The 14,225-nt window shown below is 61.4% G+C and carries 9 protein-coding genes; 4 read left to right on the forward strand and 5 right to left on the reverse strand.

What is annotated here, in order from left to right:
- The first annotated feature begins 541 nt into the window (after positions 1-541).
- Together X566_RS15345 and X566_RS15350 are read left to right on the forward strand one after the other, a co-directional pair.
- Positions 542-763 carry an acetyl-CoA carboxylase biotin carboxyl carrier protein subunit gene (locus X566_RS15345; protein WP_034469058.1) on the forward strand — a complete coding sequence of 74 codons (222 nt, stop codon included), beginning with the start codon at positions 542-544 and terminating at the stop codon, positions 761-763.
- A 28-nt stretch (positions 764-791) separates the two neighbouring features.
- Positions 792-1,607 (forward strand): enoyl-CoA hydratase/isomerase family protein, encoded by an 816-nt coding sequence (locus X566_RS15350; RefSeq protein WP_051444226.1) that lies wholly within the window; start codon positions 792-794, stop codon positions 1,605-1,607.
- Between the two features lie 29 nt (positions 1,608-1,636).
- On the opposite strand, the gene X566_RS15355 is transcribed toward X566_RS15350, so the two are convergent.
- From X566_RS15355 to X566_RS15375, 5 genes are all read right to left on the reverse strand, one after another.
- Positions 1,637-3,031 carry a CoA transferase gene (locus X566_RS15355; RefSeq protein ID WP_034469060.1) on the reverse strand — a complete coding sequence of 465 codons (1,395 nt, stop codon included), beginning with the start codon at positions 3,029-3,031 and terminating at the stop codon, positions 1,637-1,639.
- Positions 3,032-3,118: 87 nt separating this feature from the next.
- Complete coding sequence (locus X566_RS15360) at positions 3,119-6,424, reverse strand: error-prone DNA polymerase (RefSeq protein WP_034469063.1); 3,306 nt, start codon at positions 6,422-6,424, stop codon at positions 3,119-3,121.
- A complete protein-coding gene (locus X566_RS15365) occupies positions 6,421-8,073 on the reverse strand; it encodes a DNA polymerase Y family protein (protein WP_034469065.1) in 1,653 nt (550 codons plus the stop codon). Before X566_RS15365 ends, X566_RS15360 begins: the two co-directional genes overlap by 4 nt.
- Entirely contained in the window at positions 7,964-8,797 is an 834-nt protein-coding gene (locus tag X566_RS15370) for an ImuA family protein (RefSeq protein ID WP_034469067.1), read from the reverse strand. Before X566_RS15370 ends, X566_RS15365 begins: the two co-directional genes overlap by 110 nt.
- A 199-nt stretch (positions 8,798-8,996) precedes the next feature.
- Positions 8,997-10,673, reverse strand: a complete 1,677-nt coding sequence (locus X566_RS15375; protein ID WP_152539929.1) for a thiamine pyrophosphate-binding protein — start codon at positions 10,671-10,673, stop codon at positions 8,997-8,999.
- A 245-nt stretch (positions 10,674-10,918) separates the two neighbouring features.
- On the opposite strand from X566_RS15375, the gene X566_RS15380 reads away from it, so the two are divergent.
- A complete protein-coding gene (locus X566_RS15380; protein ID WP_034469071.1) occupies positions 10,919-12,076 on the forward strand; it encodes a TAXI family TRAP transporter solute-binding subunit in 1,158 nt (385 codons plus the stop codon).
- Positions 12,077-12,124: 48 nt separating this feature from the next.
- Positions 12,125-14,218 carry a TRAP transporter permease gene (locus X566_RS15385; RefSeq protein ID WP_081740257.1) on the forward strand — a complete coding sequence of 698 codons (2,094 nt, stop codon included), beginning with the start codon at positions 12,125-12,127 and terminating at the stop codon, positions 14,216-14,218.
- The last annotated feature ends 7 nt before the right edge of the window (positions 14,219-14,225 follow it).

Consider the following 14,225-nt stretch of genomic DNA (forward strand, 5'->3'; position numbering starts at 1 on the left):
TCTTTTTGCATCTTGTCGGCATCGCATCATCTGACCTCGATGCCGACCAGAACCGCACGACCCGCGGCAGAGGTATTCGACAAGCTGGCTGGCAACTGGGCATGCGGGCGAGCGACGTAGCCTCTGCGAACGCATCGTGGAGCGGCGTGACGCCGGATGCGGCATTACTGCTGGTTTCATTCTGACACGCGGAATGAATTTCCGCTTGCGGCTCACGCTAGCGCAGGCGATCTTCAACGACAAGAAGAAGCCGCATACGCGGCGGAGGTGCGCGATCCAAGCGTACGCGGGGGAACGAATGCCTTTTCAACCCACGGGTCTCACTTCAACTTATGGGCCTCATTGGCGTCGGCGAACTCGCATGGCGGATGGGCGTCCCGGTTATGACCCGGCAAGCCATTTGCTTTTCAGCCGATCGCGGACGCTTGCACCGGCATAGCAGCGGCCGAGTTGCCGCAAATAAGGCGTTCGCTCGCCCACGTCACATCTGATCCAACCGTTGTAGATCACTACGACATGCACGCTCAAACAGGAGACTGCTATGACTGAAATCAAGATCAAGACCGAGGTGGCGGGCCGTATCTGCTCGATTCCCACCGCAATCGGCGCAAGCGTCAACAATGGCGACGACATCCTCCTCGTCGAAGCGATGAAGATGGAAATCCCGGTCACCGCCACGGCATCCGGCAAGCTGAAGTCGGTGCTCGTCAAGATCGACGACATGGTCGCGGAAGAGCAGGTTGTCGCCGTGATCGAGGCCTGACCGTCGCAGAACAACAAGGGAGGACAGCATGTCGCACGACTACAAGACCATCATCGTCTCCGACGTCGAGCCGATGATTCGCCGTATCACGCTCAACCGCCCGCAGTTCTTGAATGCCTACAATCATGTGCTCTGCCATGAAGTCACCGACGCAATCGAAGAATATCTAAAGTCAGACGGATTACGTTGCCTGATCATCACGGGAGCTGGCCGCGGCTTCTGCTCGGGCGGCGACATCAGCGGCACGGAACCCGCAGAAGAACGAATGGCGCGCATCAACGTGCAGATCGGCCGCGGCGTCGAGATGCGCGACGGCATGCACCGGGTGATCCTGGCACTTGCTCGCTGTGATAAGCCGGTCATCGCCATGGTCAATGGAGCCTGTGTCGCTGGCGGTCTTGCGCTGGCGCTTGCCTGCGACTTCCGCATCGCCTCGGACAAAGCCAAGCTCGGCGACACCAGCGGCAAATTCGGCCTGCTCCCCGACGAAGGCGGCGCGTGGTTGTTCCCGCGCTTCATGGGCATGGACAGGGCGCTGAAGATGACGATGCTCGCAGAAGTTTATGACGCAAGCGAAGCTGAGCATCTCGGCCTCGTCACGCGTGTCGTGCCGCACGATCAGCTGGAAGCGGAGACCATGGAATTTGCCCGCGCTCTTGCCGGGCAAGCGCCCCTCGCCGTCCGCCTCGCCAAGCACATGATGCAGCGGTCCGCCGACCTCAGCCTCGAGCGCTCATTGCAGGACGCCTCACTCGCGGTGATGATCGCCAACCCGGCAGACGATGTGAAGGAGGGCCGCAAGGCCTTCGTCGAGAAGCGCAAGCCGGTGTTCCAGGGACGTTAGTGGCGCGCCGCCAGCGGCCTCGCCAATCGTCAGTGGCGGGGCGGCCATTGCGCCTGGTGCGAGCCGAGCGGCATAGCCGGGCGCGCCCAGAACGCGGGCGTCTTCGACAGAATCGCCGCGTGCCGCACCGCCTGTAATTCGCCGAATCCGGACGGTACCGCCAACGTGTAAGGTTTGACGGCATCCAGCGGCAATTCGGGCCGGCGCATCGCTCCTTCGATGCGGCCAAGGTTCCAGAGCCAGCGGCCTGTCTGGGCGAGCGACACGCGCACATGCCAACTGCCGCCCTCGCGGGCCTGTCGCGCTTTGGCCATCATCGCGCCGAACGCCATCAGATAACCGGTTGCATGGTCCAGCATCTGCGATGGCAATTCCTTGGGACCATCCACACCGGCGGCCTGCCCCTCCGCGTGATTGAAACCCGTCGATGTCTGCACCAGCGAGTCGAAGCCGCGCCGCCCAGCCCATGGCCCTTGGTGCCCATAGGCGCACAGCGAAACGTAGACGATGCCGGGATTGATCGCGGCAGCGTCCTCCGGCGAAAAGCCAAGCGCCGACAGAGCGCCAGGCCGATACCCTTGCGAGATGATATCCGCCTCCGCCAGCAGCAGGTGCAGCGCCGCCCGACCGGGGCCGCTTTTCAGATCAAGGAACGCCGACAGCTTACCCCGGCCGGTGTCGATCGTCAGCCATGGAATCGCCGGCAGTTCAGGCCCTGAGATCAGCAGGACATCGGCCCCGTGCGCAGCGAGCGTGCGTCCAGCGACAGGGCCTGCGATCACACGCGACAGGTCGAGCACGCGCAAGCCTTCCAGCGGACGATCCCCATGCGGCCACGGCCGCGGTGCGGCCTCACCGATCTTTTCGATCGTCAGCAGCGGCAGGCCTTCCAACGCGTGGGCTTGAGGATGCTTCGACCATTGCTCGTGCGATCGCATATACGAGACCACACAACCCCCGGCATAGGCCGCGGTTTCGAACGCCTCCCCTTCCCAATGGTTTAATGCAGCCTGGACCTCGTCGCGCTCCGGCTTGCAGTCGAGCACACGGCAGACATTGTCGCGGTGATGCTTGAAGTTCGTATGCAGCCGCACGAACCCATCCCGAACCTTGTAAACGCCGGCGATGGCATCCCAGGCCGGCGGTGGCGGGTTGCCATTGAGGCGCAGATAGCGCTCGCTGCGGCATTCGACGACAGCATGTTCAAGTGCGACCGAAACTCGCTGCGATTGTCCTGATCGCGCGCGCCAGATTTCGGCGGCTGCAAGGCCTGCAGCGGCGATAGTGACTTGAGCGGCCATATCGACTGCGAAAGAGGACGGCAGGATCGGCGGCGTTCCGGTCAGCGTGACAGCATCCAGCGCGTCCAGATCGCCCTGTGCCAAGGTCCATAGATCGCGAAGAACGTCCTGGCTGGTGCGCATGTGGATGGATCCGAAAACCGAACTGAGAGAGAAGAAGCAGCAGAGCATCGCCCAACTGCCGCGGCCCGACAAGGGTTTCCGGCACCGTCAATGGAAGTCGCGCGAACGTGGCAGGATACGGATGTTGCGGGGATGGCGACGACCGGAACTGCTATTGCGCTCGGATCGCCAGGGGGCGCGCTCGGCATCGGCGTGGGCTTCTGGCAGGGCCGCCGTCTCCAGCGATCCATCCGACAGCCTGCCGAGATCATGGGTGCGGTCAATCAGCCTGTGCGCAACGAGATGAACCACTTCTTCCTCACTCTTTTGCACAGTTCCTTCGACCAGAATCAAACGGGCGCCCATCACCTCCTTGCGGAAGCGCGCCATCATCTTCGGCCAAACCACGATGTTGGCGATTCCGGTTTCATCCTCGATGGTGAGAAACACTGTGCCCTTGGCTGTGCTCGGCTGCTGTCGCACCAGCACAACGCCTGCGCAACGGGTGAACTCCCCATTTTTGAAGCTCGTGGCCTCCTTGCAGGTCTTGATCCCCTCCCGCGCAAACAGCGGCCTCAAGAATTGCGTCGGATGGCCTTTGATCGACAAGCGGATGGTTTGGTAATCGGCAACGACATGTTCGGACAGCGGCATCGCCGGCAGCGGCCGCGCCTGTTCGTCCGGTTGTTCGCGCGCGGTCGCACTCAAGAACAACGGCAGCGGAACATCGTCTGGCAATCGTCGCACGGCCCACAAGGCAGCCCGGCGATCGAGACCAAGCGAACGAAACGCATCGGCATCCGCCAGCGCGACCAGCGCCCGTTTCGGCAGCCCCGTATCGCGCGCGAAATCCTCCAGCGAGGCAAAGGGCCGGCGTGATCGTGCGGCAAGAATGCGCTGCGTCCAATCCTCAGCGTCAATCTCTTTCGGATCGTCTGGCTGCCGCTTGAATCCTTCGACCTGACGAAAGCCGAGCCGCAGCGCCAGATACTGCGCGTAAACAGACGTCGGTGGCTCCAATGTGTTGTCGGAATGACTGAACGAGACATCGACAGGCCGAATCTCGACTTCATTCTCGCGCGCATCTCGCACGATCTGCGCCGGTGCATAGAAGCCCATCGGCTGCGAATTCAACAAGCCGCAGGCGAACACCTCGGGATGATGATGCTTGAGCCACGAGGAAACATAGACCAACTGCGCGAAGCTCGCGGCATGGCTCTCCGGGAATCCGTAATCACCGAAGCCCCTTATTTGATTGAAGCAATTCTTGGCGAACTCTTCCGGATATCCACGCTCCGTCAAGTTACGGATCATCTTTTCTTCAAACAAGTGGATCGTCCCTGCATGACGAAAGGTCGCCATCGATTTGCGTAGCTGGTTCGCTTCGTCAGGAGTAAACTGCGCCGCATCAATGGCAATGCGCATCGCTTGCTCCTGAAACAACGGAACGCCTAGCGTTTTATACAGGATCGATTTTAGCTCGTCTTTGTCCCCATTTTTTGGATAGGGATATTCGATCTCCTCAGGCTTCATCTTCCTTCGTTGAAGATAGGGATGCACCATGTTGCCCTGGATCGGTCCGGGACGAACGATGGCGACCTCGATGACGAGATCATAGAAGGTCCGCGGCTTCAGGCGCGGCAGCATGTTCATCTGCGCACGGCTCTCTACCTGGAAGACGCCAAGAGACTCGCCGCGACATAGCATGTCGTAGACTTTTACATCGCCCTTTGGGATCGTCGCCAACTCCCAACGCTCGCCCTTATGCTGCGCGATGAGGTCGAAGCACTTGCGAATGCAGGTCAGCATCCCAAGCGCCAGCACATCGACCTTCATCATGCCAAGCGTGTCGATATCGTCCTTGTCCCATTCGATGAAGGTGCGCTTCTCCATCGCAGCATTGCCGATCGGCACATAAGTATCGAGCCGATCCTGGGTCAGTACGAAGCCGCCGACATGCTGGGACAGGTGGCGAGGAAAACCGATCAACTCGCCGGTGAGTTCGATCGCACGACGGACCATCGGATTAGTCGGATTGAGCCCCGCCTGCGCGATCTGCCGATCATCAATCGCCTCCCCCCAGCTTCCCCACACCGTCCCGGCCAGTGCCGCGGTGATATCCTCGCTCAGGCCCAGCGCCTTGCCGACATCGCGCACGGCGCTGCGCGGACGATAGTGGATGACGGTGGCAACGATGCCAGCGCGGCGACGGCTATAGCGGTCGAACACATACTGCATCACCTCCTCGCGCCGTTCGTGTTCGAAATCGACGTCGATGTCCGGCGGCTCGTGCCGCTGTTCCGACAGAAAACGCTCAAACAGAACGTCGATCTCGGTCGGGTTCACCGAGGTAATACCAAGCAGATAGCACACGACGGAATTCGCAGCCGATCCCCGCCCCTGGCACAGGATATTGCGCGAACGCGCGTAATGCACGATGTCATGCACGGTGAGAAAGTAATGCGCGAACTCCCGCTTGGCGATCAGATCAAGCTCCTTGCGGATGGTCGCCTGCAGCTTTTTATCCATCCCTTCGGGAAAGTACTTCTGCCCGCCCTCCCGCACCAAATCTTCCAGATGCTGCTGTGCGGTTTTGCCCGGCGGCACCGGCTCGTCGGGATATTGATAACGAAGCTCGGCCAACGAGAACGTTATGCGATCGGCGAAACGCACCGTCTCCGCGACAGCCTCCGGATAATCCTGAAACAGCTTGCGCATCATCTGCGGCGGCTGCAGATGCCGTTCGGCATGGGCTTCAAGAAGCCGCCCCGCCTTCTCGACCGTCGTCTTCTCACGGATGCAACTCAGTACGTCCTGCAAGGCGCGACGTTGGGGTGCATGATAAAGTGCATCGATGGTGGCCATCAGCGGCACACGCGCCGTGTCGGCGACGCGTTGCAGCCGCGCCAAGCGGCGCTTGTCATCGCCGCGATGAAACAGGCTCGCAGCCAACCACACGCCTTCGGCACGCGTGCGGCCAAGCACATCGAGAAGGCGCAGTGTATCGGCAACGACGAACCGGTGTGCCGTCATCACGACAAGCAAAAGTCCCTCGCAGAACTGCAACAGATCGTCGAGCCGCAGGATACACTCATCCTTATCCGCGCGCAGCTTGCCTTCGGTCAGGATACGGCAGAGCCGGCCATAGGCATGGCGGTCTTTCGGATAGGCGAGAATATCCGGAGTACCATCGACGAAGACAAGGCGCGCACCGGTGAGGAACTTCGGCTTATGCAAAAGCTTGACGTTTCTCGATTCTCCATAGGCGCGAACAACTCCAGCCAGCGTATTGCGGTCTGCAACACCGATGGCGTGCAGACCGTATAAATCCGCTTGATGGACGAATTCCTGCGGATGCGATGCACCGCGCAGGAATGAAAAGTTCGTCGTTATGCCAATCTCCGCATAGCTCATGCGAATAATCCATGCATGAACCAGCGGAACGTTGCGACCTCGCGCCCATAGATCCCCTCCCGATAGAGCCAGTAGCGGCCACCATCCTTGTCCTCGGCACGGAAATAATCACGGGTCAGCAGACTGCCGTCGATCGGCGCAACTTCGATCTCACCTTGCGGCGGATGCATCCGTGCAAATGCATCGTCTCGCGCGTGCGGCGCACCGCTGCGATGATGCCACCATTCCATAGCGATGCGTTCGGGTCCCTCCACATGCGAGACAACATGCAGATGCCGTCGCCAACGGAACTGCGCCGGCGGTCCATCCGGGAAATCGGCCATCACGCCGATTTCCTCTGGTCGGTCGAACAACCGCAAGGGACGCAATGGCGGCTCGTACGGAATGGGGGGTGGCCATTCGGCGGCAAGCCGCATGACTTCTTGCGCAGGCACGGCAAGAGACTCACGCTCGGGAATATGTGTATTCTGCGGCAGGTAGCGAACGATGCGCTGCCGCCCGACCCGCGCCGCCAGCCGATCGACCAGCTCGCCGATATCAGCCTCCTCATTCGCAGTTGTATCGAAGCCATGCTGAACCGCGGCAACGCTTACAGTACGAATCGCGGCCAGACGGATCAGGTCGAAGCCAAAGCCCGGATCGAGCGGATCGGCCAATGCGGCGAGCTTCTCGGCGAACAAACGCTGCACCACGCTTGCACGCGTGATCGCTTGCCCAGCCTCGACGACAATCGCGCGCATGGCACCATCGGTACGGAAGAAGCTCGCTTCGAGCAGACGTGCGCCCTTGCCGTGCCGCTCCATCGTCTCGACCAGCACTTGCGCCAATGATGCAAGGGTCGCCGCGACGGTCTCATGCGTCATCACGGGCTCGGCAAAGCGGCGCTCTGCAACATAATCCGGTACCGGTTTGCGCGGATTGATCGGCGCGTCGCCAAGCCCCAATGCCTGTTGCACGAGGCTGGTGACGTCGGCTCCGAAGCGGGCCGTGATCTCCGCCGGCATACGGCTTGCGACATCACCGATCGTCTTCAATCCGGCCCGGTTGAGCCCGCGTACGATCCTATCATCGACGCCAAGAGCGGCGATCGGCAACGACGACACAGCGTTCGCCTCTTCGCCCGATGCGACAACCTCGCATCTCTTGCTGTGTGCGACTGCACGCGCAGCCACGGCCGTACCGGCAATCGCGCCATTGACGATCAGACCTTGCCGCGACAGCGCCGCGCAGACCGTTTGCAGCATTGCCCGTTCACCGCCGAACAGATGCGCACAACCGGTAATGTCGAGAAATAATCCGTCGCAACCATCCAGCGCGACCAACGGCGTGAAGCGATCGCACCAATCAGCGATAGCTCCCAGCGCTTCGGCATCGGCGGCCGGATCGGCATCGATGACGGCAAGCGCCGGCAACATGGCCCGTGCGGTCGCCAGCGGCATGCCCGGCACCAATCCCTGGCTGGCCGCAGCATCGTTCAACGCGGTCACCTGCCAGGCGTTGTCAACCTTCGCTGCGACAACCAGCGGCGCAGAGGCAATGTCATGCGCTGCGGCGCCATTGCGGGCCTGCTGGCGGCGAAAGCGGTCGGTCGGCAGACGCGGCAGCCATAGGCTGAGAATGCGTCGCCCGTTCGCGGAAAAGGTACTCATCACGCGTCCATTCCATGATCCATCGTCCAGTCTGTCCGTGCCGGTTGCGAACCAACTCGGCATCGAACAAGGGCGTCCCCCAAGCCTGCCAGTCAGCCACCGGCGGCGAATGCGCGGCCCGGACGACCCAACGGGTTTCGGCGGTGCTGGCCTGCGGTGTCGCGCCCAGCCGCAGCATGAGTGCCGTGACACCAGACGTGCCCGCCGCGAGCGTCAGCTTACGGCTCGCCACCATGTCGAACGCTTTCGTCTCCCCCCAGATTTCGGCGACCACGGCGCCGAGCGCATTGCAGGCAAGGCCATCGGCGGCGATACGCAGCACCATCTCCGCATGGGGCGCGCGCACAACGACGAGATGACGGGGATCGAGACCAAGCTCGGCAAAACCGTTCATCGCCAGATCGCCGGATTCCAACGCCGAGAAATCCTGCCTGATCCAGAGCACGAAGCGCCGCTTCAGCGTGGCCCGCCGTACGAGACCCAGCACGAAACCCGTTGCGGTCCCAGCCTGATCGCTACGTCCGGAGAACACCTCGTGCAACGCCCCGAGCGCGAGCCCGCCTCTCAGCGCCGTATCCGCCATGACATGCCCAAGGGGCACATGCTCACTGGCGCGTTCGCCTCCGGATGTTTCGAGCCGCTCCACCTCCATACGCAGAGAGGCCAATTTGGCAGACGCCACCTGCTCTCCGGACACAAGTTTATCCATGCGTGCGCCAGCCATGATCGCGCCGCTCCTGAAGCTTTCGGACTGCGGATTAGCCCGTCCTGTTTGCGATTACATGTTCACCTTTTGTTCTATTAAATGACCTCTGCGCGAAAGAGTCAATCGCTCTCCCCGTCAATGAATTATGTAAATAAAATCAATGATGTGGAGATGCCTCAGCAGATGGCATCTCCTCTATCACCGCTATCGGCTCGTCTTAGGTCTTCGTCGTCGCCTGGCGCAATTCGTCGATGGTGCGCGAGGCGGTGATCGCCTGCGGATCGAGCAGGCAGTGCAGGATCGCCGGCTTGCCAGAGGCGAGCGCCCGTTCAAACGCAGGCGCGAACTCCTCCGTCGTCTCGACCCGTTCGCCATGGCCCCCATAGGCCTTGGCCAAGGCGGCAAAGTCCGGATTTTTCAGGTCCGTTCCCGACACACGATGCGGATAGTGGTTCTCCTGGTGCATGCGGATCGTGCCGTACATGCCGTTGTCGATCACCACTGTGACAAAGGGAATCCCGTACTGCACGGCGGTCGCGAACTCCTGCCCGTTCATCAGGAAACAACCGTCGCCTGCGAATGCGATGACGATCTTCTCCGGATGCTGCCGCTTCGCCAATACCGCCGCTGGTACACCGTACCCCATCGAGCCAGAGGTCGGTGCGAGCTGTGTGCCGAACTGCTTGAACCGGAAGAAGCGATGGATCCAACCGGCATAATTGCCCGCGCCGTTGCAAAGGATTGCATCCGCCGGCAGCCTGTCGCGCAGCCAGCACATTACCTCACCATACTGGAAGCGGCCCGGCAGCTTGCGCGGGTTATCCGACCAGGCGAGATAATCCGCATGCGCCGTCGCGGCCTCCTCCGCATTGCCCCGCGGATTGCCGATATCGAGAGTGGCGAGCTTGGCAGCGAATGCGACCGGGCTCGCTTGGATCGCCAGTGCGGGCTGATAGACCCGACCCAGCTCCTCCGCGCCCGGATGTACATGCACCAGCGTCTGCTTCGGCACCGGCACATCGATCAGCGTATAGGCTGACGATGGGGTCTCCGACATGCGGCCGCCGACCAGCAACAGCAGATCCGCCTCTTTGATCCGCGCCGCAAGCTTCGGGTTCGGCCCGATGCCAAGATCGCCAGCGAAATTCGGATGATCGGCCGGGAACAATTGGGCGCGGCGAAACGAGGCCGCCACCGGGATACCGGCACGCGCGGCAAAATCTGCAACCGATTTGCAGGCCTGCGCATCCCAACGCGATCCGCCGACGATCATGAACGGCCGCTTCGCCGCCTTCACCATCTCGCCCAACCGCCTCATGTCATCGTCGGCGGGAATCGTATCCGCAGGCTCGACGCGAGGTGCATCGGCCACGCTTGCAGCTTCAGTGAGAATGTCCTCCGGCAGCGACACCACCACCGGCCCCGGCCGGCCCTGCATTGCAACCCGAAAGGCCCGTGCCACCAGTTCTGGGATACGCTCGGCGCTGTCAATCTCGACGACCCATTTGGCGATCGAGCCGAACACCGCCTTGTAATCGAGCTCCTGGAAGGCCTCGCGCTCCAGCATGCCGCGCTCGACCTGACCGACGAACATGATCATCGGCGTGGAGTCCTGCGCCGCGATATGAATTCCATGGCTGCCGTTCATTGAACCCGGCCCGCGCGTAACGAAGCAAATGCCCGGCCGCCCCATCAGTTTGCCATATGCTTCCGCCATGATCGCTGCGCCCCCCTCCTGGCGGCACACCAGCACGTCGATCGATGCGTCATGCAAGGCATCCAGCACCGCCAGAAAGCTTTCGCCGGGAACGCAGGTCAGCCGCTCGACGCCCTGGATCTGCAATTGATCGACGAGAATGCGTCCGCCGCTTCGTGAAACATCTTGGTCCCGCACGATTTTTACTCCTTGCCGTCAGGCCGATTCCGCCTCGTTCTGCCCGTCGCAACCTGTGCATTCAAGAGAGGCAGCGCCCCCGAGCGGCAGATTATTTCGCCCGCTCGGTGCGATAGAAGACACTTGGATACTTGACCGCATCGCGATTGTTAATGCATGGCTGGATTGCCATCGTCATGACCGAATGACATCATGGCAAAAAAAGCTGCGAAAAATTCGCACAAGGGGAAACGGGAGGGGACGACATGATCAATCCGATCATCAGAATTGTGTCGATTGCGCTGGCCGGAACCGTGGTGATGACATCCGCCGCGGTCGCACAGGTCAAGCTCCCGCCGACACTGACCATGACGGCTTACGATACCGGTACCGCCGGCTTCAACATCACTGTCGCCATCGGCAAGATGATGAAGGACAAGTACGGCACCGACGTTCGCGTCCTCCCTGCTGGCAACGACGTGGCGCGGCTGCAGCCGCTGCGAACCGGGCGTGCTGCGGCTTCAGGCATGGGATCCGGCGTCTACTTCGCGCAAGAAGGCGTGTTCGAGTTCGGCACCAAGGAATGGGGGCCGCAAGCCGTACAGACCACACTCACCACTGTCGATTGTAACGCAGGCAGCCTTGGCGTCGCCGGGGACATCGGCGTGAAAACGATTGCCGATCTCAAAGGCAAGCGCGTCGGCTTCGTGGTCGGCTCGCCGGCCCTCAATCAGAATACCCTCGGCGTGCTTGCCTTCGCGGGCCTGACGGCCAAGGACGTCAAGGTCGTCGAGTTCTCAAGCTATGGCGCGATGTGGAAGGGTGTCGTCAACAATGACGCCGATGCCGCCTACGGCACTACCATCACCGGTCCCGCCAAGGAACTGGAAACATCGCCGCGCGGCATCGTCTGGCCGCCAACGCCGCATGACGACAAGGCCGGCTGGGCGCGGTTGCAGAAGATCACCCCATTCATCAATCCGCATGTTGCGACCTGCGGTGCGGGCATCTCCAAGGACAAGCCGATCCAGCTCAGCAACTACCCGTATCCGATCTACACGGTCTACGCCAACCAGTCAGAAAACGACGTCTACATGCTGACCAAGGCGATGATCGACGGCTACGATGCCTATAAGGATGGCGCTCCCGGAGCAACCGGCATGTCGGTGAAGCTGCAGACGAAGAATTGGTCGGTCCCCGTCCATAAAGGCGCAGTGAAGGCCCTCAAGGAAGCCGGCGCCTGGACCGACGATCAGGAGACGCACAACAACAACCTCTACAAGCGTCAGGAAACGCTCCAGTCTGCCTGGACCGAGTACACGAAATCCAATCCGCCCTCGGAGCCAGAGAAATTCAACGAAGGCTGGATGAAAGCCCGCAAGGCCGCACTCGCGAAGGCCAATATGCCGGACAGCTTCGATTAAGCGTTCCGCATCGGACTGCCAGGGCCCAGACCAGCTTTTAGGATCATCATGACATCCATGTCCTCAACCGGCCCCTCGGCGCAAGCGACAGCCGCTCATGCGGCTGCCGCTTCCGGCGCGGCGCCCGAGAAGATCGTTTTCGACGACCCGCACGCACAGGCCGCCGGCCTCAACGAGGCCGAGGTCACGCGCGTCCGCACGCTGCGCGGCATCTGGCGCTGGGCGCTGATCGTTGCCACCGCGTTGACGATCATCCTTTGCATCAACCAGCAGTTCGCTCTGCGCTTCTTCATCGGCTACACGCAACTCAACACCGAATACTTCTACCTGTTGATCGCGTTGATGCTGCCGTTCACGTTTTTGATTTTCCCGGCAACGACGACAGCGCCGCTCAATCGCATTCCCTGGTATGATCTCGTTTTGTTTGCGGTGACCTTTGCCGCGTCGATCTACCTGATGACCTTTATCCGGGCAGCCGCAGCGAACGGCTGGGAGTTCGGCGGAGCGCCGCAGGGTGTGATCTATGCCGGCCTCGTGATGTGGGTCGTGCTGATGGAGGCTCTGCGCCGCACCGGCGGCTGGAGTCTGCTGCTCAGCGTACTGCCGTTTACCGTCTATCCGCTGTTTGCCGAGGCGAGCTGGCTCGGACCGTTCCGTGGCACCCAGTCGACGCTCGATCTCGCAACCTCCTATCACGTCCTCTCGGGCGAGAGCCTGCTCGGCATTCCGGTGCAAGCCTTCGCCGATACCGTGATCGGCTTCCTCGTCTTCGGCACGGCGCTGATGATGACGGGCGCTGGCAAGTTCTTCATCAACATCTCGTTCGCGGTCTGCGGAACCTTCCGAGGCGGCGCCGCCAAGGTCTGCATCTTTGCCTCCGGCCTGCTTGGCATGATGTCCGGCTCGATCATCTCCAACGTGCTGACCGCTGGCACGATGACGATCCCGACCATGAAGAAAACCGGCTTCCGCGCTTCCTATGCCGCAGCGATCGAAGCCTGCGCCTCGACCGGTGCAGTGCTGGCACCGCCGGTGATGGGCGCAACCGCCTTCATCATCGCTCAGTTCCTGAACGTCAGCTATGCCGAGGTCGCGCTCGCCGCCGTCATCCCCGCAGCGCTCTATTACGCCGGCCTGTTCATGCAGGTCGATTCCTACGCCGCACGGCATAACCTGAAAGGCTTGCCGCGTTCGGAGCTGCCGCGTGTCTGGGATACCATCAAGGAGGGGTGGTATTACGTCTTCGTCATCGCGCTGTTGATCGTGATGCTGCTCTACTTCAAGCGCGAGAGCCATGCTCCGTTCTACGCAACGGCACTGCTGCTGGTGCTGAACCAGATATTCTCCAAGGAGACGCGTTGGACGGGAGCGACGATTGCCAAGTTCTTCGAGGTAAACGGCCGCACATTCGTTGAGCTGATCGGTATTCTTGCGGGCTGCGGCCTCTTGATCGGCGCGTTCTCGATGACCGGCGTGGTCTCCAGCCTCGCAAATGACCTTTTGCGCATCGCCGGCGACAACGCATTCCTGTTGCTGGTCATGTGCGCCATCACCAGCCTGATCCTCGGCCTCGGCCTGACCACGACCGCCTGTTACATCTTCCTGGCGATCCTGATCGCGCCAGCACTGGAGAAGGCAGGCCTTAATAAGATGGCCGTGCACATGTTCATCTTCTATTGGGGCATGCTGTCGTCGATCACTCCCCCGGTCGCCATCGCATCATTCGCAGCCGCCGGCATTGCGGGCTCACCCGCGATGCGTACCGGCTGGGAATCGATGTGGGTCGGCAGCATCATCTACTTCATCCCGTTCTTCTTCGTCCTGAACCCGGCGCTGGTGCTGCAGGGGTATTACCTCGAAGCAGTCGGGCTGATGGCGCTTGCAGGCATCGGTACTCTGTTCATCTGCGGCGGCATTCAGGGCTATCAGGCCTTCGTCGGCGACCTGCGCAAGACCGGCGCCTTGGAATGGCCGCTCCGCATCTTGTTGGTGATCGGAGGCTTCATCGTTGCGACCCCAGGTGGCGGCATCAACCCGCTCTCGCAGATCCAGGTAACGTCGCTTGGCATCGCCATCCTGGCGCCGACGATCCTGGTCGCCGTCCTGCTGTCGCGGCGAACGAAAGCACCTGCAGCCGTCTAGCCGCACG

Origin of the sequence: Afipia sp. P52-10 (assembly GCF_000516555.1) — a bacterium.
In the GTDB taxonomy this organism is placed as follows: Bacteria; Pseudomonadota; Alphaproteobacteria; order Rhizobiales; family Xanthobacteraceae; genus P52-10.

Excerpts from the sequence above, each read along its gene's own strand:
- X566_RS15385 (WP_081740257.1), top strand. The coding sequence starts at position 12,125 with ATGACATCCATGTCCTCAACCGGCCCCTCGGCGCAAGCGACAGCCGCT.
- X566_RS15345 (WP_034469058.1), top strand. The coding sequence starts at position 542 with ATGACTGAAATCAAGATCAAGACCGAGGTGGCGGGCCGTATCTGCTCG.
- X566_RS15380 (WP_034469071.1), top strand. The coding sequence starts at position 10,919 with ATGATCAATCCGATCATCAGAATTGTGTCGATTGCGCTGGCCGGAACC.
- X566_RS15365 (WP_034469065.1), bottom strand. The coding sequence starts at position 8,073 with ATGAGTACCTTTTCCGCGAACGGGCGACGCATTCTCAGCCTATGGCTG.
- X566_RS15360 (WP_034469063.1), bottom strand. The coding sequence starts at position 6,424 with ATGAGCTATGCGGAGATTGGCATAACGACGAACTTTTCATTCCTGCGC.
- X566_RS15370 (WP_034469067.1), bottom strand. The coding sequence starts at position 8,797 with ATGGCTGGCGCACGCATGGATAAACTTGTGTCCGGAGAGCAGGTGGCG.
- X566_RS15355 (WP_034469060.1), bottom strand. The coding sequence starts at position 3,031 with ATGCGCACCAGCCAGGACGTTCTTCGCGATCTATGGACCTTGGCACAG.
- X566_RS15350 (WP_051444226.1), top strand. The coding sequence starts at position 792 with ATGTCGCACGACTACAAGACCATCATCGTCTCCGACGTCGAGCCGATG.